This is a genomic window from Pseudomonadota bacterium (assembly GCA_026390555.1).
Lineage (GTDB): Bacteria > Bdellovibrionota_C > UBA2361 > UBA2361 > OMII01 > OMII01.
The window spans coordinates 61,903-81,171 of sequence record JAPLFS010000076.1; the positions used below are offsets into that span (position 1 = coordinate 61,903).

Here is a 19,269-nt window from a genome sequence, read left to right on the forward strand (position 1 = left end):
ATACTACGTAGCTATACTGCCGCAGCTGTCAGCGTGCCTGATGCAACGATCTTGCCATCAACTAGAACCTCTCCCGCGATAATCCAGAGCGGATTACGCTTCTTAATACTTTTCATATGAATATGAAGGGTGTCGCCCGGAATAACTTGACGTTTCCACTTAAAACCATCAGCACCAACGAGGTAAAAGACCTTACCACTGAGGAGCTTTGGCTCTGAATAGCGGGCAAAAACCGCGGCCGTTTGCGCCATCGCCTCCATGATTAGTACGCCCGGCATAACCGGATGCTCGGGGAAATGTCCTTGAAAGAAGCCCTCGTTGGCCGTTACATTCTTGACTGTAACGATGTTAACATTCGGCTCCAACTCAATAACTTTATCAATTAGTAGAAATGGATAACGGTGCGGGATCCACTTCTGAATCTCGTTGATATCCATAAACACCTTATGCTCGTTTTCCTGTTGCTCTTGTATTGCCATACTCCTACAGCGCCACCCTTTTCTTATCTAAACTTTTTACAACTTCATCGGTAATATCAATCCGCTCTGACGAGAAGAGCACCGACTTTCTGTCTCGCTCAAATACGAACTGATACTCCTTCTCCTGTGCGAGAGCCTTTACTAACTCGTTAATCTGACTAACTACCTTTGAGATCTCTGCATCGTTGCTACGAGCAAGCTTCTCCTGAATATCCTGAAATATGCGCTGAAATTCAACCTGCTTGCGCTCAAGCTCCTCTCGACGAGACTCAAGAGCCGAACCGGATAGAATGGCGGACTGCTTCTCAAGATCTGAGCGCTGCCTTTCGAAGTCAGCCTTAAGGGCTGCAACCTTTGCTTGCCCCTTCTTAATCTCTACCTCTAGATTGTTCTTGGCAGCCTTGCCGATAATCGACTCCGTTATCACCCTCTGGGTGTCGATAATGACTATCTTCTGTGCCTGCGCAATAGTTGTGGAAGATAACCCAACCACCACAAATACACACACTAACCACCCTATCTTCATAGCGATCCTCTACTAAGCCCCTGGGTAGTTACCACACCACAATCTAGAATTACAGTCTATAACTACCGTAGATAATCTAACCTCTCAAAGGTCCGCTGTCGAGAGCCCACCGCCATAACAGCATTGTAACGATTTAGTGCAGATACCCGCCATCCTCAGGGCTTCCAAATGCAAAATCACCCTGATTTGACCCTCGTGAACGAGATTTAACCTTAACCCCAAGCGCCCTCTTAAGGGGCTCTAACACCTCTGGCTTTAAGCCAGGAGAGAACTCGGCTGAGTCCTGGCTTGAGCCCTGAACCATATTTAGTTCGCCAACATCATTCACAGCCCCACGCAACCAGTCTGCCGCAGCCGCACGCCAGGAATGCCCCGAAGCTCCGTGCCCCTTGGCCTGTGAGCTGAGGTAGGCCGAGATTGAGAGGTAGTATTTTAACTTCCAACGGATCGGATTGTATTGGGGTTTATCAAAAAACTCATGCGCTATTTGTAGCGTGCGGTGCGCTTCTTCAAAGATCTCTCCACTCCGAGTTTTTCCGACCTCAAGCAACGCCAGCCCGGTGACGGCATTCGTTAAAGCAACGTCGAGTTTAGAATCGAGCTCCTCATATAACTTTCGTGCACTGTTCAGATGGCGAACCGCCTCTACAGGGTCCTTAGCTATAACGCACAGCTGCGCCAGGGTTGAGAACAGCTTGGCCTTCGTTTTTAGCGCCTGTGGGGCATTTCCGAACGGCTCAAGAGCTAGCTCAGCCTCATATAAGATCCTATGTACCTGCTGCAACTTCTTCTTAGAGATATATCCACGCTCGGTGAACTCCGCCATGGCGAGTGCCTGAACCAGCGCCGCTCGCTTTTCACTCGCTGAGATATAGGCCCGTCGCTCGTCTTCAATAGCGACCGAGGTAGCACAGATCTTTTGCGCTTTGTTCCAATCGCCTATAGCGGCGTAGCAGGAACCCAGCATATATCCGGCCTGTGCCTGTGCCATCTTGAGTCCGCGGGTTCTAAAGAAAGCCTCACACCGTTTTGCACTCCTGGTTGCAGCAGCGCTATCTCCCATTATTTGCGCAGCGGACACCACACTGGTACCGATTAGGCCCACAGCCATCTCTGAGCGCAACGCGTCTTCAAGCGCAACTCCAAACTCCTGCGCCTTTTTAAGCTCCCCTAGGGTGAGCGCGCTCTGAAGTGCTCCAAGCTTTGCAAGTAAGGCCCCTTGCAGCAGCCCACCCCGCTCTGCCTGAGTGAGCGCTTTGGTAAAATAGGTCATTGCTCGTGAATTATAGCGCTGCGCAGCCGCAGCCTGCGCCAGCAATAAGAACCCCTCAAGCATCCCAGAGAGGTATTCGTTTTCTTCGAACAGTAGACACGCGCCCTCAATTAACTGCGCCTCGTATGAATTAGTCTTTAGCATTCGAGCAATTGAGAGTTCGGCCACCCCGCGCGCAACCGCCCCCAGAGGTACAGCCTGGGCACGTAGCATTTCGGGCGATACGGTTGTTATCGATCTATCGGTTCCGGCCCGTTCTACATGGTAACGGGCCCGCAAAATTTCAAAGGCCAACTCGGAGCCCCTCTGCTGATAGCTCAGCTCGCGCTCGATCTTCTCAAGGATTAATTGCGCTGGAAGCAGCTCCGGTTGTGGCGCATACATATAGGTCTTCGCGAGCTCGAGTCCAACCTGCGCTTGCAGCTCCGAACTATTCGCACTACAACGATCAAGTTCAGCTAGGAGGGTCGTCCTAGCTCGTATTAATTCTGAATCATGCAGCACCCCGAGCGCTACTCCAACAAAGAGCGCCCGCGCAAGCAACATCGCCGCACGAACCTTATCGGCATCCGAGTGTCCTGCGTGGTGAATCTCTACGTAGAGGGCCTCTATCGTTCCTACGTTGTGTGTAATCGTACCCTCCTCCATCAACTCGCACAGCGCCGCATAGCCCTTAAAGAGGCGATGACGCGGGGTTGTCTCAACTATCTTACAAACACTAATTGCAAGTGATCTAGCCGCTCTAAATTGCCCAGCCTCTATCAACAGCTCAAGCGCATCTACTGCGTTCCAGGTGGCTGTCGTCGCGTGTTGCTCTTGAGCGATAGTTTTTAGAAGCTCAGGAAGCATATCTCGTGTAAGGGTACACGGCTTATCCTGTGATTCGATCATTGGGGGTGGCATTGGGGATGGCTTCGTCATAAATATTCCTTAAATGTTCTTCTGTGGGCACTTGGCAGGGGTATCCTGGAAGGCGAGGATCGTTTCAGTCAGAGCGGCCGCTTCAGTTTGCGAATCTTTATCCGACACCGTCACCTGCCACGCCGTCGGGGCAAGACTAGCTAGGCTCTGTAGCTCACTAAGAATGAATGAGCTGGCGCGCTGTGTCCCGATTACCAATAACGGACACCTTAAACGGTGGAGATACGATTTTACGTTAAAACCCTGCAGCCCAAGACGCAGTGGAAGTCCGAACGGAAGTTTCCCTTCGATCCGATCCACTAAGCGCTCCCAACGACTAGGGTGTGGCCGCGAGCTTGAATCAATAACGACCAGGGTACGAACCAACTTGGGATTTACTAAGACAAGATTCTGCGCCAACGTGGCCCCCGCCCCCAACCCGACTAGGCTGGCCTGTCGTATAGCGAGCTTTGCTACCAGCTCCGAGAGGATTTCCGATAGGGGCTCCCATGAAGTAGCCGTTACCGCAGCACTTAAGAGGGTAACCACACGCGCCCTCTGACTAAGTTGCAGCGCGATCTCATGCGCCAGCGCTATATAGTTGAGATCGTCTACAATAATAAGAAAAACACGCCCTTGCCCGATATCCGAGATAACCTCAACCCTTAAGTGCGGGAGAGCTACTGGTGTTTGAGATTCAGTATTCATGGCAACCTGATAAGGGTACATAAAGCGCTCCCGCTAGTCTACCTATAGGAAACGTAAGTAAGGGTATCTATTCAAAGGGTCAGACAGACCGGTGTGCGTTAGCCCCTATAAAGGGGCGAGTTTGCGGAGCAAACTGGGGTGGAAACATTAACTGGTCACAAAATCTGCCGTCCCCGATCAGGGGATGACCAATCGAATTACCTATGAAACTTCGCCGTAATCTGAGTAGCTTGAATCGCTACATTAAACTACGGTGACCAGTTACAGAAAAATGGGGTGAATAGTTACCCATTTGATCAAGTAGTTGAGTTGTGTCACCTTGGTAGAGGGAAGTAACGGGGTGGGCTAAAACCAGGCGTTCCAAGTATTTATGACCAAAGCTATCGGGCAGGAAATCCAGGGACCTTTTGAGGTCACTTCATCTGAGGAATCCCTGCTCTCACCGCTACCCCTACAGTTTGGAACAAACAGCGCTGTGGATCTCGCTTCTGTTGATGACGAGGACGCCGCTGTTGAAACCATGGAGCCCCCGGAACGCCGCTACGGGTGCGCCAACTACGATAGCTGTCTAGATCTCGCCGCCGCTCTTAACTGGGAGAGCTTTACCTGCAAAAGCTGCTCCGGAACCATCAACGAGAAGCTCTACTGGCGTGCACACCAGGCAACGAGGAAGGATTCAGTCGCTAGAGCGCTCTGCGATCTACCGCCGCTCTCAGCAGTCGGAACATCTGCCAAGGCTAACGACAAGTAGCAGGCGCCGCCCCCTTCTTTAGCCCCATCCATAAGAAGCCCCCAAGGCCAGCCAGCAGATAAGACTTGGCGCGCAGAACTAGCCCAACTGCTAGTGCCTCACCTGACGAGGCACCAACGGCGTGCAAGAAGAAGAGAAAGGCCCCCTCCTGTATCCCTAGCCCCTGCGGCGAGATCGGTAGCGCCCCAACTATTAGGATAAGGGGCACAACGACAAATAGATCTCCCCAAGGAATATCTACCCACCCTACGGCATGCCCAACCGCCGCAGTGTTGAGGATCGTAAGGAGATGAAACGTTACCGAGAGCAGAAAGGCCCGTAGCAAAAGCTTGCGGTCAATCATTCCCCATCTCAAGCTTTGCTCAACCTTTTTAAGGATCTGCACGAAGCGCTCTGGAATGTTTATCCAACGGGCGAGCTTTGCAGTATATCCACGAAAGAGCGCCACACTTACAACTACCAGCGAAAGCGCTGTGCAGATAACAACGATGGTCAGCTCCTTTGGAATATTAGGCGCAAATAAGAGCGCTATCAGCGCCATACTTATCATCGCAATAAATCCAGTATAACGCTCAAGCATGGTGGCCGAGACCGCATGCACCTTGTCAACATTAGCCCCGATATAGAGACTACGCACCACATCCCCCCCCAGGTAGGAGGGCATAATAAGATTAACAAAGTACCCTACCAGGTAAAGTCGATAGAGACGCGTTACAGTTGCTACGATCCCCAACCGCGCAAGGAATATGCGCCACTTTATAACGCTAACTAAAACAAGAAAAAATGAAAGTACTAAAAGAATAAATAGATCGAACAGAGAGATATAAGCCAGGGAGGTAACCACACTCCTAATATCTGCTAGGTATACTAGGGCTACGAGCACAGCAAGCCCTACGAGATAACGTAGCGCCTTGAGTATGAGGGTCTTCATTGTGGGGCTCCTTAATCTTCCCTAGCAGGCGTTACTGTTGTGCGGTACTAGGCGAAGCAAAGAGCTGCAGCTCTCCGATCGACCAGTCCATCCGAGCGTCCTGTCCAGTCTGGGTTAAAATAACACCAGAGATAACCCTAGCAGGAAACCGAAATTTAAATGCCCTATTAATCTGATATAAGTAACTGAGCGCTGCGTAATCCTCAGGCGGCAGAACGCTCTCCCTAGTTCCATCAGGAAGTAGTAGCTCGATCTTAAGCCCGCGTGGGCCATCGTATGGCCACATTCCGATATCATACCCTATCCCTTGCACGACAAGGGGTGTTGTAAGGGTAAGCTGATAGAACATTCCGGGGCGTTGCGGCGCGCCGCTTCCCCAACGAGTAGCAAAGTCTCCGTCAATCGCCTGCTCAGCACGTTGCGGGCCAGAGGCCTTAACGCTTGCAATATGATCGCTTGAGATTATAACGGAGGGCTCAGTACCCTGTTCAGGAGTGCTAGAGAGTTTGAGGTTATAGATAATAACGTAACCGCTCGCCTCAATTTCAGAGAAGGATACCTGCCCTACCCTAAAAGCCTGCCGTACCAGCTTTGCCTGTGCTGGCACTAGCACTAGTGGAACGATCTCTCGCTGCTCGGGCTTTAAATTACTCTCATATTCTGGAATACGAACTTGATATGGCTCCTGAAACATCGAAAAGGTAATACGCTCCTTGGTCTCAAAGGCAAGGCGGTATCCGATCCAGTAGTTCGTTCGAACAAAGTTAATCCCTAACTTATCAAGGGTAGTGATAAGCTGCGTATGATCGCAGGCAACTCGCTCGCCTGCAAATACAATAGGCTCCCCACCAACGGCGCGACCACCTGAATAAGCGGAGGTTACGTTCAGAAAGATGAGTCCTGCCAGCAGTAGCGCCGCAAGCCCCCTAGACCAGCGCGCGCTATAAGCAACAGCCACCCCACTTATGGCAAATAGACTTACATAGATCGGCAGCAGATATCTTGGCGCCTGTACGAGCCATCCATACGAGCTTATCGTAAAAATTATACAGCTTACCGGAATAACGAGCAGCGTTAGCTCTACCGGCGCACTGCGGTCAACCTGCCCCACAAAGAGGCTAAGGATCTGCCGCCAGCGTGCGATGATAACTACAAAAAAAACCACCCCATAGATTAGATAAGCGCCGGTAACAGCCCCTGGAAAGATCCCTTCAACGCTCCAGAAGCGCACCGCGCCGAATAAGATCGGAAGAGCTACCGCGAAGAGCCCCGCACTGTGCTTAGCAATCTCATCCCCATCTGCCAAACCGAACATACCGAACGATCGGAAATCATGCGTAAAATTATATAGCCAAAAGGGCGCACTCCCGATCAGAAAGGCGGCTGTTCCATAGGCAACGATACGGGCCGTACTCGCAACTGAAAGCGCACCCGTAAGCAGCTCACGTGCAAGACAAAGCGCGCTAAAGATCGCTACCGGAATAATAAAATATACGATCTGATTATTAACCCACCAGCCAAGCCCTAGGATTATACCGAGTAGCACCGGATAGCTGCGCCGTGTAACGGAGCCCTGTAGCCAGCGCGTTGTGAGAAGTAGCGCCAGGGCTCCAAGCAGCAGGATCTCAATAAAACCCCCACGCGCCTTGCTGCTCCATATAATAAGCCCCGCAGGTGGAAGAGCCATTAGCAGCGCCGCTACACGACCGGCCTGCAAGCCTCCCAGCACCGATCCAAGCCGATGCATAATGGGGACAAGCGCAACTGCAGACAGTAATGGGACGAGCTGTAGCGAAAAATTACTAATACCGAAAAGCGCAAAGGAACCACTGGCTAAGATCGCCTCAAGCGAGCCCATATAGTGCTGCCCGTAGTAGAAGGTCGGAATCCCGCGCCCCTCAAGGATATGCTTTCCCATTAAACCAACGATGGCCTCATCCGCATCGATGCTCCACTGCACGCCCCGCATAAAGTCGAGCCGTACTGCGGTAGCAACGATCATTAGAAACACTATCAGGAGGAGCTCCCGCAGGGTGCTTCGAGGTAACGCCTTAGCGCTATGCCGCACGATCGCTCCCTGTAATAATGGGGCGAATCTCAGTTGCGGACAATTTAGAGCCACTCACCCCAATCAACTCAGCAGCGGCACGATAGCCCTCAATCGTTACACGCCCAGTGCGCTCCCAGGTGAACTCCCTAGCGCGTTGATAGGCAGCCTCAGATAACTTCCTTGCAGCATCCCCGTCGCGCAGGATCTGAAGCACCGCCTTGCACCCCGCCCTAACGTCGTGCGGATTAAATGTAAGGCCTGTATCTCCAAGCACCTCGGGCATAGAGGAGGTGTTTGAACATACAACGGGCAACCCAGCCGCCATGGCCTCAAGCACCGGCAACCCGAAGCCCTCATACAGACTTGGAAAGAGAAAAAGAGCGCTCTCCCCGTAGAGAGCATGCAGATCGGAATCAGAAACATAGCCGAGATTGACCGTATCCGACGCCATCGAGAAATCCCACAGCGCCAGATTTAAACGCTCCTCCTCTTTGGCCGAGTTTACTCTACCGGCCATAACGAGCACCGGAGCCTCACCACCAACTCTCTCAACTTCGTGAATCACCTGCGAGACGATCTCAACTAAGATGCGAATGTTTTTACGCTCATCGTGACCACCAACGTACAGGATAATTGGACGTCCGGTAGGAATTCCAAGTCGCACACGGAGATCAAGGGAGTCCTCCTCTAAGCGATCCCCTGAGTAACTTACCCGCTGCTGATAGATCTCAAAGAAGCTTTGGTCAACGCCGAGCGGCGTTACCATAATCCTCTCGCGTGGAACTCCTAGTAGTCGGTGAATATCGTTGGCTGTTGTCTCGGAGATGCCGAGCAGAAATGCTGCCTGTTGAATCGAGCGAATCTCAAGCCAACGCGCAAAGGAAAACCTCCACCCTGGTCGATTTGCTCGATAAAGATCCTCTAAAATAAGTGGAATAAGATCCAGTACCGTTAGGACAAACGGCTTAGGACTCCAGGCCGGCGCGTCCATATGGGCTGGAAAGTGCACGAACGACAAGCCCTTCATGCTGCCCGCGTTCAGCTTTAAGGGATAAAGTAGCTGTTGGCGTACGGTCGTTCTTCCGACCGGCAGACAATTAATCGCCTGCGCGCACACTCCCTGATGCAGTAACGTTTTGTGATCAAACCACTCAACCAAGAGGTCCGGTTCGGTCGCCGCCTTAAGGGACCTTGTAAGCTCCGCTACATAGCGCCCTATTCCACGTTGTGAGTGGGACTTAAAGGCGGGATCAAGTGCGCTGATATCAAAACCAACCGAGATCATACTGCGCACGCCCTCGCGCTATCTTTGAGTGTGTGTAAGAGCTCGGCAAGGCGCGCCGTAAAGCGCTCGTAGCTAAAATCCTGCACCCGCAGCCGCCCAGCTTCAATAACTTTCGAACGGAGTTCTCCTGGCTTAGCCAGTTCATACATAAGTTGCGCCATCTCGGCGTACCGCTTTTCACGCACGATAACCCCACCAGCCCCAATAGTATCAGGAACCGCTCCAGCCCCGTATCCGATAACCGGCAGGCCGAAGTGCATCGCTTCGATAATTGGAAGACAGAAGCCCTCATGTTCACTCATGCAAACATAGACGCTACAGGCCTCGTACATGGCACGCACCTCCTCGTCAGCCATGCAGCCCCTAAATTCAACAGCATGTTCAATCCCCAGCCGTTGTGTCAGATCACGCAGAGAGAATGAGTACAGCTCGGTGTCTGTGTCGATTCCAACCAACCAGAGACGGCTTTTCTTTGTAATATGGGTATAAAGAAAGTAAAATGACTTAATAATATCTTCGATACATTTATTGGGAGCTAGTCGACCAACATGCAGTAGATGTAGCTCCTGCATGCCCCGCACTATATTAAACACCCCCTCGTTGCGTGGAAGATCCCAGCGCTGGGGATCAATCGGCAGCTCAAGCACCTCAGCCGCAAAGCCCAAGGTTCCAAGCTCTGCTGCATTAAATGGGGAGTCCGCCCAGATAACATCCGAGCTTGCGCAGATCTCTGGAAGCTCCAAAAGCCCCCGCTCGATATCAAGAGCAACCCGCCGATTAATTCCGTTATACCAACTGGCCGGTGTAATATTGTGATAGACTAGGATCCTGCGCCCTCTGCTCCAAGCAGCATAGAGTTCGTTAAGTGGAGAGCCTAAGGAATAATGCAGGATCAGATCCGCGCCTTGCTGATCGAGCACCTCTTTGTACGGTCTTGATCGACCACGCATCTGTGGATGCTCTCCGATAGCATAGATCTCACTTGCATGTCCGAGCCCCCGTAAGGCGCGCTGCATCGCCAAGACCTCGGTCGAAATGGCATCACCGTAACTAAGTGTATGCACAAGCTGATGAACTGGTTGACGGCTATTCATAATGCCTCTGCAAACCTCTCTCTAAAGTAGCTATGCACACAGAGACCTATACCCATAGAAAGCGCAGCTACCAAGATTAAAGAGACAAAAGCGAGCCCACCTGGAACCACTCCATCAATTAGGATCTTCTGGTAGCACTCCGTAAGCACCGCAAAGGGATTGGCATCAAGTAAGAACCTGAAGCGCGCTGGCACAGCGGAGGCCGGGTACACTACGGGGCAGAGAAAAAACAGAAAGGTTAGCATATTACCAACCAAGTGCTGCACATCTCGATAGAAAACATTCAGCGCGCTTAGCGCCAAAACAGCCCCGTTTAGGATAATGAATTGAAGCAGAATAAACACCGGCACAAGGAACCATGTGGCGGGAATAGCCATGCCGGCCGCTAACATAAATATTATCAACATCGGTAGCGCCAACACGAAGTGAATCATCGCTGAGGTCACGCTGACAAAGGGTAAGATATGAGCAGGAAACATCGACTTCGTGATCAGGTGCCCACTACTAACGAGTGCTGAGGTGCCCTCGCTTAGGGCGCTACTTGTCCAGATCCAGGGGAGCAGTCCTGCAAAGACCAGCAGGTGATAGTGCTTACCGCCGTCAAAACGCATGTAGTAGCTAAACACCAGGGTATAGACCCCCATCAGGCAGAGCGGATTTAGAAACGACCACAAGAACCCCAGTAACGATCCACGATAACGGGTAGCGATATGCCTCTGTACCAAGGCCTGAATTAACGCTCTAAAGCGCCATAACTCCGCCCCTACTAAGAACATGGGCATACCTCGCTGTTAATCCGCCACTCTCTCACGGGTGAGATCACACCGACCTCGCGTCTATCCGAGCGCACTGAGAAATGAATAGCGCCCTTATGATAATCAAATGGGTAGCCGTCGCTACGGTGAACTGCAAGATCGAGCGAAAAAGCCCCATCAAGCAAGCTAGTTCTCTGCAAAGTACACTCTATCTCACCAGTACTCTTAAGGGTCGGAATTTTAATACGGTCTATATCCGTATTGGTGCCGAAGATCGGCAGTCCATCACCACGGTTAATTCCGATACCAAACACAACGTCACTCTGCTCGGAGTTCATGCGGTATGAGGCCCGTATAGAGATAGAATCATCGGGATGAAAGACCCGTTTCTCCTCCCCCTGAGCATCAAGGAGCTGAATCTGCGTAATCTCAACCTCTCGACTCCCCCAACGCGCACTCTCTAGAGCTGCCCCTGTGTCATCGCCAGAGCTTGCCTTTGGCTTACGCTCAACCTCAAGTAGCCCCTGCTCCTCGCCCTTCTCGATAAAGTGACGGTAAGAATCTATCACGCGCCTTGGGTACCCGCGCTCCTTAACCTCTCCTGCATCTAACCAGATCGCCTCATCACACCAACGCTCCACAGCATCAAGGTCGTGCGTTACAAGGATAAGGGTCTTTCCCTCTTTGCGTAGTTCTGCAATCCGATCCTTACACTTGGCGATAAATCCGGCATCGCCTACCGCCAGAACCTCATCCACCAGCAACACATCGGGATCGGTGTGAATGGCGATACTAAATCCCAGTCGCATAAACATTCCGGATGAATAGGTGCGAACCGGATCGTCAATAACATGCTCAAGCTCTGCAAACTTTACGATATCGTCAAATCTGCTCTCAATATCTTGGCGGGAGAGTCCATGCATCACCCCAGCAAGTAGCAAATTCTCTCGCCCGGTAAAATCGGGGTGAAATCCGGCCCCAAGCTCAATCAAGGCCGCAATCCGGCCTAGCACCGAAACTGAGCCGGTATCAGGCTTATAGATCCCAGTTACTAACTTAAGGAAGGTTGATTTACCTGAGCCGTTTCGACCAATCAGACCAACCGAAGCACCCTTTGGAATGCGTAGCGTCAGATCCTTAATCGCATGTGTTATAGTTCCAGACTCTACGCTAATTTTATTACGACGCCGAAAGATCGAGAGCAGCACGCTCTTGAGGGTTGTATAACTCGCTCCGGATCGGGTTCTGCGCTGAAAACTCTTTGAAAGATTTACGATATCAACAACGTAATCAACGCTGCTCGCAGCGCTTGCTTGAGTATCTTCCTGGTTATGAGTCACAGCGTTCCCCATGCTCTAGCAGCCCCGCTTAATGATATGAACCGCTGGAAGATTTCTCCACCGTTGCCCATCGTCCATACCGTAGCCTACGAACCACTCCGGCCCCTTGTATTCAAATCCGATCCAGCAGGGCACAAAGGAGGGGCGGTCTAGTAGCCGTCGGATTAACACAACGGTTCGCACATCACGCGCGCCACGCTCCATTAAATCTCTCTCCAGCGCCTCAAGGGTCCTTCCGGAGTCGCACACATCGTCAACGACAAGCACTACCCGTCCCTTAACAGCCAACCCATCGGCGTACACCGCTACCGAGGCTTTTTGAACACCGGAGGTTTCCGCCTCATACCCCTCGGTTCGAACGGGGGCGATCTCGATTGATGTAGGGAACTCCCGCACTAGATCGGCGAAAAAGAACACCCCACCCCTGAGAACCGGGATAACGAGAACATCCGTGTGGGATTCACCCCACACCCGTTGACACCAACTGCCGATCTCGGCTCCAAGTGCCTTTATTCGTATGGCTATCTCATTGGCCGAATACTGAATTGCAAAGTTAGCTGGAATCTGACGAGCAGACCCGCTATCGTTAAAGCTAATCACCGAATAATCCTATAGTATAAGTAACTAGTCACCATGTTCCAGAAATATTCTCATACGGTAATGACACTCAATAGCCCCTCAGGGGCCGATTTGCGGAGCCCGTCCAGCAGCGCAAGCTGCTGGCGCTGCAATGCGGTGGGGGTGAAAACATTAACTGGTCACAAAATCTGCCGTCCCCGATCAGGGGACGACCAATCGAATTACCTATGAAACTTCGCCGTAATCTCAATAGCTTGAATCGCGACATTAAACTACGGTGACCAGTTACTACTGGATTTCGCCTAAAAGATGCAATGACGACAACGGCTTGCGCCATTGCCTTGGCACTTGTCGCAACACTTCCCCTAAGTGCTTGCAAGGATTCCGATACTCCTCCATTAGACCCAACTCAGATGGTAGACCCAACACCGCTGGATTCCGAACAGGACACTAACCTTTCAGATGGCGACGTACCCGACCTTTCAGATGGCGACGTTCCCGATGAGAACTCGTTCGGCTCGGTCATTAAAACTATACATGAGAACCTTGAGCGGGCTACAGAACAGGTACGGGAGGCTGTAGGGCCGCACTCCGAGGATCTACAAAACCTGACAAAAGATGAGGTAGAGAAGCTCTTTAGGTGGGAGTATCGGGTTAAGGAGCTTTCAATAGCGTTAAGCGCCGAGCAGTTCCAGGAGGAGCTAGCTAAGTTAGGACTTGAGGGCTGGGAGTGCGTTAGCTTTCTACCGCAGGGCGATAAGACCAGGGTCACCTGCAAGCGGCGCCCCCGTGGGGCTCTCGCCTACCTTAAATATATTCCGGGGCTATAAACTATACCGGTCGTTATGCGTGTATGGTTCTCCGTTTCGTTCCTTTTCCTGCTGCTTTTAAGTGCCTGCGGTCCCGGCCGCTCCGCTATTAAACCAGGCGAGATCCCTTACGGCGAATACGTAACAGCCGAGGATGAGGCTTATGGACTGCAGGTGCTCTCCGTTCTTAATAAGAGCTATCCGATCGATCGTGATGACCGCAACGTTTGGCGCGTGCGTGACCTAGTGGAGCGACTAGCTAGCGCGGCTAACGCTGGACAGAGCCCCTGGAACGTATACGTCCTCAAGGGCGATAATGTTGTAAATGCCGCTGCTACTAGGGGAAATTTCGTCTTCGTTTGGACCGGCATGCTCAATACCGCCTATACCGATGGCGAGCTTGCAGCGGTATTAGCGCACGAGCTCGGCCACGTACTGGCCGGACATACCCGCCCAACCCCCTATGAAGAGGCGAGCTCTATCGTCTCAACAGTGGGTGGTGATGTTGTTGGTAGCGCTGTTGCAAGTCAGCCCGGGTACGCTGGATTGGGCAGAATAGCTGGGGGGCTGGTAACTGAGATGCTCAAGGCTTTCGTGGTTAATCCGGAATCGCACCGTCAGGAACTTGAGGCTGATCAGATTGGGCTTTTTCTTATGGCGGACGCCGGATTTGATCCGTACGAGGCGTTAGCACTCTGGTCACGCCTTGAGCAGGAGCATAGCTCTAGCGGAGGCTCCCTACAGTTTTTCTCCTCACATCCAGCAACGGAGGCTCGGCTTGAGGAGCTCGAAAAGCTCCTACCCGCAGCTATGTTGCGCTATCAAAGCGCTCAGACTTACGGTCACCGTTCATATGCTCCAGCACAGGTTCAGATCCCTGATTCTTTTGCAATCGAAGAGGGGCGCTAGAGCCTTGCTTTAAGAGCTTTAATAAACGAAAATTAGCAGTATATGTTTGATTTCCTACACAACAAGATCGAAAGCGCTCTGAAAAAAATTCGGGGCCGCAGCTCACTCTCCGCTAGCGACGTTGAAGCCACCATGAAGGAGATTCGTAGCGCCCTACTTGAGGGCGACGTTAACTTCAAAGTAGCCAAGGATCTCTGCGCCCGTATCACTGAAAAGGCCATAGGCTCCGACATCCTCAGAAGCCTTTCGCCCGACCAACAGATTATAAAGTTAGTACACGAGGAGTTGACCGCTACGATGGGCGGCGCCGCAGCGGAGCTTGATCTGCGCTCCAGTCCCCCTGTCGTTATCATGCTGGTTGGACTACAGGGATCAGGTAAAACTACAACGGCGGCAAAGCTAGCACGCCTCCTAAAGGAGTCCTATAAGCGCTCTCCACTCTTAGTTCCTGCGGATGTATACCGCCCTGCGGCAATTGAACAACTTAAGACCCTTGGTGCTGCGCTCTCTATCCCTGTTTTTAATTCAACGGTGAGCGATAAGCCGGTTGATATCGCTATCCGTGCCCGTGATTACGCTGCTAAGAACCTCTGTGACGTTATTATCATAGACACTGCTGGAAGGCTGCAGATTGATACAGCACTTATGGATGAGTTACGGCAGATCTCGGCCGTAATGAATCCGAGCGAGACCCTGCTCGTTGCAGATGCTATGACCGGACAGGAATCGGTCAACGTGGCACAGGGCTTCGACCAAACCCTTTCGCTCTCGGGCTTAATCCTAACGAAGCTTGATGGTGATGCGCGTGGTGGTGCTGCCTTATCTATGCACGCTGTAACGGGAAAGCCTATCAAATTTATCGGTACCGGTGAAAAGTCCGACGCGCTAGAGCCCTTTCACCCCGAGCGCATGGCATCTCGCATCCTCGGAATGGGGGATGTTCTCACCCTGATTGAAAAGGCGACTCAGCAGGTCACCCTTGAAGACTCGCTCGATTTAGAGAAGAAGTTCAAAAAGGATCAGTTCACCTTTGAAGATTTTCTTAATCAGATGCGGATGATTAAGAAGATGGGAAGCATCTCCTCAATTGCCTCTATGATCCCTGGACTTAACAAGATAGCCAAGCAGATCGACCCAGAGAAGCAGGAGCGCGAGTTTACACGCCTGGAGGCTATTATCCTCTCGATGACCCATCAGGAGCGGCGCCAGCACGATATTATCGACGGCAGCCGTAGGCGTCGTATCGCCAAGGGCTCCGGTACAACCGTTGAGGATGTAAATAAGCTTCTTAAGCAGTTCGTAGAGATGCGAAAGATGATGAAGCAGCTTATGAAGATGGGACCAGGCGCTATGGCTGGGCTGATGGGCGGACAGGGCCTGGGCGGCCTGGGGGCTATGTTTGGTCGCCGCCGCTAGCTAATAGATTGATTTTACTCACTACTACTAAGTCTTATCGACCTTGTAGTAACCCTACGTACTACGAAACTGGTGAGAGTTTTTAGGGAGATAACGTTGATAACTATCGCTAACCCTCAAACCCTTTACCAAAGCAGCCCTTCTGGTATACAGTACGCTTCTATTTTTTGTTCGGCTCCATTTTTCTGGTAGCCTTTTAAAGGAGTTACTGTGGCAGTTGTACTTCGTCTAGCGCGACTCGGTAAGCATAAATCACCCGCATATCGCGTTGTAGCAACCGAGAGACAGAATAAGAGAGACGGTAAGTTTCTTGAAGTTGTGGGTACTTATAATCCCCTTGGTGATCCAGCTCGGGTCTCTCTTAAAGAGGACCTCATTAAGAAGTGGCTCGGCCTTGGTGCCAAGCCAACAGAGGTGGTTCGTTCTCTTATTAGAAAAACGATCCCTGGTGTGGTTGAGGCCATTGAGGCTCACAAGACTAAGAAGACTCTGGCAGCTCGCAAGAATAGAAAGCTACGAGCTGCTGCTCGCGCTAAGTAAGCAGGCGATCTGAATTTAGAGATCTATTAGCGGTCGGTTTCTTCAATGAAACGGCCGCTTTTTTTTGGTATATGCTTTGTGTGGAACGTTGAACTCCTAACAATATTTCCCGATATCTTCCAGAGCTTTCTTAAAACTAGCCTGGTAGGAAAAGCCGTTACGCGTGGGCTTTTAACGGCTACCGTTACAGATATTCGGGATTTCGCTGCGGCACCGCACTACAAGGTGGATGACTCTCCTTACGGTGGTGGTGCTGGAATGGTGATGCTGCCCGAGCCATTGGTAAAGGCGATCGAGGCTGCTAAGTCACGCCTACCAAACGCGCCTGTTATTCTACTCTCGCCGGCTGGTCAACGCCTGACCCAAGCCAAGGCTGCTGAACTTTCACAGACCGACTCGATTATCTTTGTATGCGGCCGCTATGAGGGAGTTGATCAACGGGTGATTGATCTCGTTGTCGATCAGGAGGTCTCTATTGGCGATTTCGTTGTTATGGGCGGCGAAGTTCCTGCAATGCTCGTGATCGAGGCCTGTCTTAGGTTACGCCCCGATGTTATTCACAACAGCGAGTCTACGCACCAGGAGTCCTTCTCGCCAGCACTTGGAGATGGAAGCGGCGATGGAACCTTAGTAGAGGCGCCGCAATATACCCGCCCCGAGGAGTTTCGTGGACTACGGGTGCCAGATACCCTACTCTCTGGTAATCACGCTTCAATCGCAAAGTGGCGTTTTTCTGAGGCCAAACTAAAAACAGCGACACTTAAAGCCAGCAAAGAGAAACCGCGTGAGTAACAAAAATTTCAGCCTGAACGTTGCGTTACTGCACGACGGGATGGTCGACAAGACCGGTCGTTTAGTTACGACCTCAGTTACCCTAATCGATGTACACGATATCTCGCGCAGCTCTCGCACCTATGGCGCCGAGGCGCTCTTCGTTGCTCATCCTTCACAGACAATTAGAGCGCTCGTACGTACCATTAAGAAACATTGGGACGGTGATTTCGGTTCTACTTACAATCCAAACCGTCAGGATGCGCTCGGTATTCTAGATATAGTTACCGACCTCGATGAAGCGATCATGAAGATTGAGCAACGTAGCGGTAAACTCCCTAAAATCATCGCAACCTCAGCACGGGACGGAGATGACCGCATCTCATACCCGGCGATGCAAGAGATATTCTCTACTGAGGGAGGCTCCTATCTTCTGATCTTCGGCACGGGTTGGGGTATGGGCACGGAGCTGATGGAACGGGCTGATTATGTCCTAAAGCCTATCAACGGCCCCAGTAACTATAACCACCTCTCCGTTCGAGCAGCATGCGCCATTATCCTTGACCGCTTACAGGGCGTGTAGGTAGTGCCGGTTCAAGCGATTTACACGAATTAAAAACAATATTTGAATTACTCCGCACGCTCAGGCAGGATAGGCCACGCTAATCTGTCAGTAATATGTAGCTGCGAAAATCTATGCAAAAAATAGAGCGAATCCCACCAGTGCAGGGAACCTTTGAGGAGCGGGTTGCTAATATAATTGAGACACCCGACGCCATAAAGGCTCAAGATAACCTACGCTCCCTTCTGGATGCAAATGTGCCCACAGAGCAGTTAGCATCGGCGCTCCATAGGATTCTGGCCGCAAAGAGTACCGTTAGAAGTATCGCTCTCATCACACTTTGCTACCTAAGGGTGTGTGGAGACGATGCCGTTAGAAATGCGGCTAAACTCATGCTTTTAGAGCCCTACTCTGCTGATAAAGATTCTATCCGGTCGTCCTCCGTTATAGCTCTGATCAATCTACCAACCCACTCAGCAGAGGAGTTAAAGTTGATCGTCAATCATGTTTGGCATAGATGTCCCTCTATCAGATTGGAGGTACAGAGGGAGCTGCGAAGCTTACATACTGAAAAGATACTAGCTTTAATCGCTAGCAATCGCCCAAATGTCGCAGCTGGGGACAGGAACGCAAAGGACTTCGAGAACTTCCTTAAGATCTCTATTGGTGCAGTGTTAGGTACCTGACCCAGTGAATAGTTGCAAATTATGGGATCTTACCGGATCCCTTTCAGAGTGCTACACTCTTAAACATGGGCTCATATCTTCTCTCAGTTTTTGACACTGGATTTAATGCACAGCTTTTAATCGCCGCACTCCTGGGTGGGCTAATAGGGATTGAACGCGAGATCGCGGGCAAAGATCCCAGCATCCGCACCTTTGCTCTAATCTGCATGGGAAGCTGCATCTTTACTATCCTATCCGTGGATAGCGTTCAGGCCTTTCACTCAGGAGATCCGGGACGTATCGCCGCTCAGATCGTACCAGGTATCGGTTTTATCGGTGCTGGCACGATCTTTAGATCCAAGCAGGGAGTTTCAGGCTTTACCACCGCAGCTCTTATGTGGGTAACAGCCAGCGTCGGAATGGCGGTCGGGTTTCACCGCGAAGACCTCGGAGCATCAGCAACGATGATTGCGATCGTAATAACCCTATCTCTGCGAATTATTCACAAATATCTACGCAAACACCGCAGCAGTAACGGTAACTATAGCGGTAACGATAACGAGAACTCATCTCCTGCGCCGAAGGATGCCTAATCAGCACTCAAGTTACCTCTACGTCCTACCCCTTCTTGTTAGGAAAAACGGTTCCTCACCAATAAGTGTGGGTGGGAAGCTACTGGATGAGGGCATAACTATGCGCGGCAGTTGGAAGAAAAGCCGGTCGAAGAATGTAAGATAATGGATGCTGAATCCCTGCGCTGGAACGTGAACCGCTTCCCGTCACCTGCTCCCGCTCCCGCTCCGATAGCGGAAACTTATTTCGAAAAGAACCGATTAATAGAAGATATGTTTTGTCATGAAAAGCTCGAAGTCTATCAAAAGTCGGTTGAATTACTGAATAGGTTATTAGTGTTATTCGCCTCCTCC

21 protein-coding genes are annotated in these 19,269 nt (G+C 51.3%); 10 read left to right on the top strand and 11 right to left on the bottom strand.

Annotation, left to right across the window (positions count from 1 at the left end; all coding sequences use genetic code 11):
* Positions 1-11: 11 nt before the first annotated feature.
* From fabZ to NTV65_10960, 4 genes are all read right to left on the bottom strand, one after another.
* Entirely contained in the window at positions 12-479 is a 468-nt protein-coding gene (gene fabZ, locus NTV65_10945; protein MCX6115712.1) for a 3-hydroxyacyl-ACP dehydratase FabZ, read from the bottom strand.
* A 4-nt stretch (positions 480-483) separates the two neighbouring features.
* Positions 484-1,005, bottom strand: coding sequence for an OmpH family outer membrane protein (locus NTV65_10950; GenBank protein ID MCX6115713.1), 522 nt, complete (start codon positions 1,003-1,005; stop codon positions 484-486).
* Between the two features lie 133 nt (positions 1,006-1,138).
* Positions 1,139-3,199, bottom strand: a complete 2,061-nt coding sequence (locus NTV65_10955) for a hypothetical protein (GenBank protein ID MCX6115714.1) — start codon at positions 3,197-3,199, stop codon at positions 1,139-1,141.
* A 9-nt stretch (positions 3,200-3,208) separates the two neighbouring features.
* Entirely contained in the window at positions 3,209-3,907 is a 699-nt protein-coding gene (locus tag NTV65_10960) for a hypothetical protein (GenBank protein MCX6115715.1), read from the bottom strand.
* A 349-nt stretch (positions 3,908-4,256) separates the two neighbouring features.
* Between NTV65_10960 and NTV65_10965 the strand changes: the two genes are divergently transcribed.
* Entirely contained in the window at positions 4,257-4,637 is a 381-nt protein-coding gene (locus NTV65_10965; GenBank protein MCX6115716.1) for a hypothetical protein, read from the top strand.
* On the opposite strand, the gene NTV65_10970 is transcribed toward NTV65_10965, so the two are convergent.
* From NTV65_10970 to NTV65_11000, 7 genes are read right to left on the bottom strand one after another with little or no spacing between them, the layout of a single operon-like run.
* Positions 4,624-5,568 (bottom strand): lysylphosphatidylglycerol synthase transmembrane domain-containing protein, encoded by a 945-nt coding sequence (locus NTV65_10970; GenBank protein ID MCX6115717.1) that lies wholly within the window; start codon positions 5,566-5,568, stop codon positions 4,624-4,626. The genes NTV65_10965 and NTV65_10970 overlap by 14 nt on opposite strands.
* A gap of 31 nt (positions 5,569-5,599) precedes the next feature.
* Positions 5,600-7,636 (bottom strand): hypothetical protein, encoded by a 2,037-nt coding sequence (locus NTV65_10975; GenBank protein MCX6115718.1) that lies wholly within the window; start codon positions 7,634-7,636, stop codon positions 5,600-5,602.
* The gene (locus NTV65_10980; GenBank protein ID MCX6115719.1) at positions 7,626-8,903 is read right to left on the bottom strand and encodes a glycosyltransferase family 1 protein; all 1,278 of its coding nucleotides are present in this window, start codon (positions 8,901-8,903) and stop codon (positions 7,626-7,628) included. Before NTV65_10980 ends, NTV65_10975 begins: the two co-directional genes overlap by 11 nt.
* Positions 8,900-9,997 (bottom strand): glycosyltransferase, encoded by a 1,098-nt coding sequence (locus tag NTV65_10985; GenBank protein ID MCX6115720.1) that lies wholly within the window; start codon positions 9,995-9,997, stop codon positions 8,900-8,902. The genes NTV65_10980 and NTV65_10985 overlap by 4 nt, the downstream gene beginning before the upstream one ends.
* Positions 9,994-10,779, bottom strand: a complete 786-nt coding sequence (locus NTV65_10990) for an ABC transporter permease (GenBank protein MCX6115721.1) — start codon at positions 10,777-10,779, stop codon at positions 9,994-9,996. The genes NTV65_10985 and NTV65_10990 overlap by 4 nt, the downstream gene beginning before the upstream one ends.
* On the bottom strand, positions 10,764-12,092 hold the full coding sequence (locus NTV65_10995) for an ABC transporter ATP-binding protein (GenBank protein ID MCX6115722.1): 1,329 nt from the start codon (positions 12,090-12,092) through the stop codon (positions 10,764-10,766). The genes NTV65_10990 and NTV65_10995 overlap by 16 nt, the downstream gene beginning before the upstream one ends.
* A gap of 15 nt (positions 12,093-12,107) precedes the next feature.
* Positions 12,108-12,692 (bottom strand): phosphoribosyltransferase family protein, encoded by a 585-nt coding sequence (locus NTV65_11000; GenBank protein ID MCX6115723.1) that lies wholly within the window; start codon positions 12,690-12,692, stop codon positions 12,108-12,110.
* A gap of 293 nt (positions 12,693-12,985) precedes the next feature.
* On the opposite strand from NTV65_11000, the gene NTV65_11005 reads away from it, so the two are divergent.
* From NTV65_11005 to NTV65_11045, 9 genes are all read left to right on the top strand, one after another.
* Positions 12,986-13,501 carry a hypothetical protein gene (locus NTV65_11005; GenBank protein MCX6115724.1) on the top strand — a complete coding sequence of 172 codons (516 nt, stop codon included), beginning with the start codon at positions 12,986-12,988 and terminating at the stop codon, positions 13,499-13,501.
* Positions 13,502-13,516: 15 nt separating this feature from the next.
* Entirely contained in the window at positions 13,517-14,389 is an 873-nt protein-coding gene (locus NTV65_11010; protein ID MCX6115725.1) for a M48 family metallopeptidase, read from the top strand.
* Between the two features lie 42 nt (positions 14,390-14,431).
* Positions 14,432-15,805, top strand: a complete 1,374-nt coding sequence (gene ffh / locus NTV65_11015) for a signal recognition particle protein (GenBank protein MCX6115726.1) — start codon at positions 14,432-14,434, stop codon at positions 15,803-15,805.
* A 210-nt stretch (positions 15,806-16,015) separates the two neighbouring features.
* Positions 16,016-16,345 (top strand): 30S ribosomal protein S16, encoded by a 330-nt coding sequence (rpsP, locus tag NTV65_11020; GenBank protein MCX6115727.1) that lies wholly within the window; start codon positions 16,016-16,018, stop codon positions 16,343-16,345.
* 45 nt (positions 16,346-16,390) lie between these two features.
* Positions 16,391-17,137 carry a tRNA (guanosine(37)-N1)-methyltransferase TrmD gene (gene trmD / locus NTV65_11025; protein MCX6115728.1) on the top strand — a complete coding sequence of 249 codons (747 nt, stop codon included), beginning with the start codon at positions 16,391-16,393 and terminating at the stop codon, positions 17,135-17,137.
* Positions 17,130-17,699 carry an RNA methyltransferase gene (locus NTV65_11030; GenBank protein ID MCX6115729.1) on the top strand — a complete coding sequence of 190 codons (570 nt, stop codon included), beginning with the start codon at positions 17,130-17,132 and terminating at the stop codon, positions 17,697-17,699. The genes trmD and NTV65_11030 overlap by 8 nt, the downstream gene beginning before the upstream one ends.
* A gap of 113 nt (positions 17,700-17,812) precedes the next feature.
* Positions 17,813-18,364 (top strand): hypothetical protein, encoded by a 552-nt coding sequence (locus NTV65_11035; protein MCX6115730.1) that lies wholly within the window; start codon positions 17,813-17,815, stop codon positions 18,362-18,364.
* A 65-nt stretch (positions 18,365-18,429) separates the two neighbouring features.
* Positions 18,430-18,936, top strand: coding sequence for an MgtC/SapB family protein (locus tag NTV65_11040; protein MCX6115731.1), 507 nt, complete (start codon positions 18,430-18,432; stop codon positions 18,934-18,936).
* A 111-nt stretch (positions 18,937-19,047) separates the two neighbouring features.
* Positions 19,048-19,269, top strand: a 222-nt coding sequence (locus tag NTV65_11045; protein ID MCX6115732.1) for a hypothetical protein, incomplete at its 3' end; no start/stop codon positions are given.

What these genes read in the sequence shown, in the direction of transcription:
- fabZ (MCX6115712.1), bottom strand. Translation starts at nt 479, where the DNA reads ATGGCAATACAAGAGCAACAGGAAAACGAGCATAAGGTGTTTATGGAT.
- NTV65_10950 (MCX6115713.1), bottom strand. Translation starts at nt 1,005, where the DNA reads ATGAAGATAGGGTGGTTAGTGTGTGTATTTGTGGTGGTTGGGTTATCT.
- NTV65_10955 (MCX6115714.1), bottom strand. Translation starts at nt 3,199, where the DNA reads ATGACGAAGCCATCCCCAATGCCACCCCCAATGATCGAATCACAGGAT.
- NTV65_10960 (MCX6115715.1), bottom strand. Translation starts at nt 3,907, where the DNA reads ATGTACCCTTATCAGGTTGCCATGAATACTGAATCTCAAACACCAGTA.
- NTV65_10965 (MCX6115716.1), top strand. Translation starts at nt 4,257, where the DNA reads ATGACCAAAGCTATCGGGCAGGAAATCCAGGGACCTTTTGAGGTCACT.
- NTV65_10970 (MCX6115717.1), bottom strand. Translation starts at nt 5,568, where the DNA reads ATGAAGACCCTCATACTCAAGGCGCTACGTTATCTCGTAGGGCTTGCT.
- NTV65_10980 (MCX6115719.1), bottom strand. Translation starts at nt 8,903, where the DNA reads ATGATCTCGGTTGGTTTTGATATCAGCGCACTTGATCCCGCCTTTAAG.
- NTV65_10985 (MCX6115720.1), bottom strand. Translation starts at nt 9,997, where the DNA reads ATGAATAGCCGTCAACCAGTTCATCAGCTTGTGCATACACTTAGTTAC.
- NTV65_10990 (MCX6115721.1), bottom strand. Translation starts at nt 10,779, where the DNA reads ATGCCCATGTTCTTAGTAGGGGCGGAGTTATGGCGCTTTAGAGCGTTA.
- NTV65_11005 (MCX6115724.1), top strand. Translation starts at nt 12,986, where the DNA reads ATGACGACAACGGCTTGCGCCATTGCCTTGGCACTTGTCGCAACACTT.
- NTV65_11010 (MCX6115725.1), top strand. Translation starts at nt 13,517, where the DNA reads ATGCGTGTATGGTTCTCCGTTTCGTTCCTTTTCCTGCTGCTTTTAAGT.
- ffh (MCX6115726.1), top strand. Translation starts at nt 14,432, where the DNA reads ATGTTTGATTTCCTACACAACAAGATCGAAAGCGCTCTGAAAAAAATT.
- trmD (MCX6115728.1), top strand. Translation starts at nt 16,391, where the DNA reads ATGAAACGGCCGCTTTTTTTTGGTATATGCTTTGTGTGGAACGTTGAA.
- NTV65_11035 (MCX6115730.1), top strand. Translation starts at nt 17,813, where the DNA reads ATGCAAAAAATAGAGCGAATCCCACCAGTGCAGGGAACCTTTGAGGAG.
- NTV65_11040 (MCX6115731.1), top strand. Translation starts at nt 18,430, where the DNA reads ATGGGCTCATATCTTCTCTCAGTTTTTGACACTGGATTTAATGCACAG.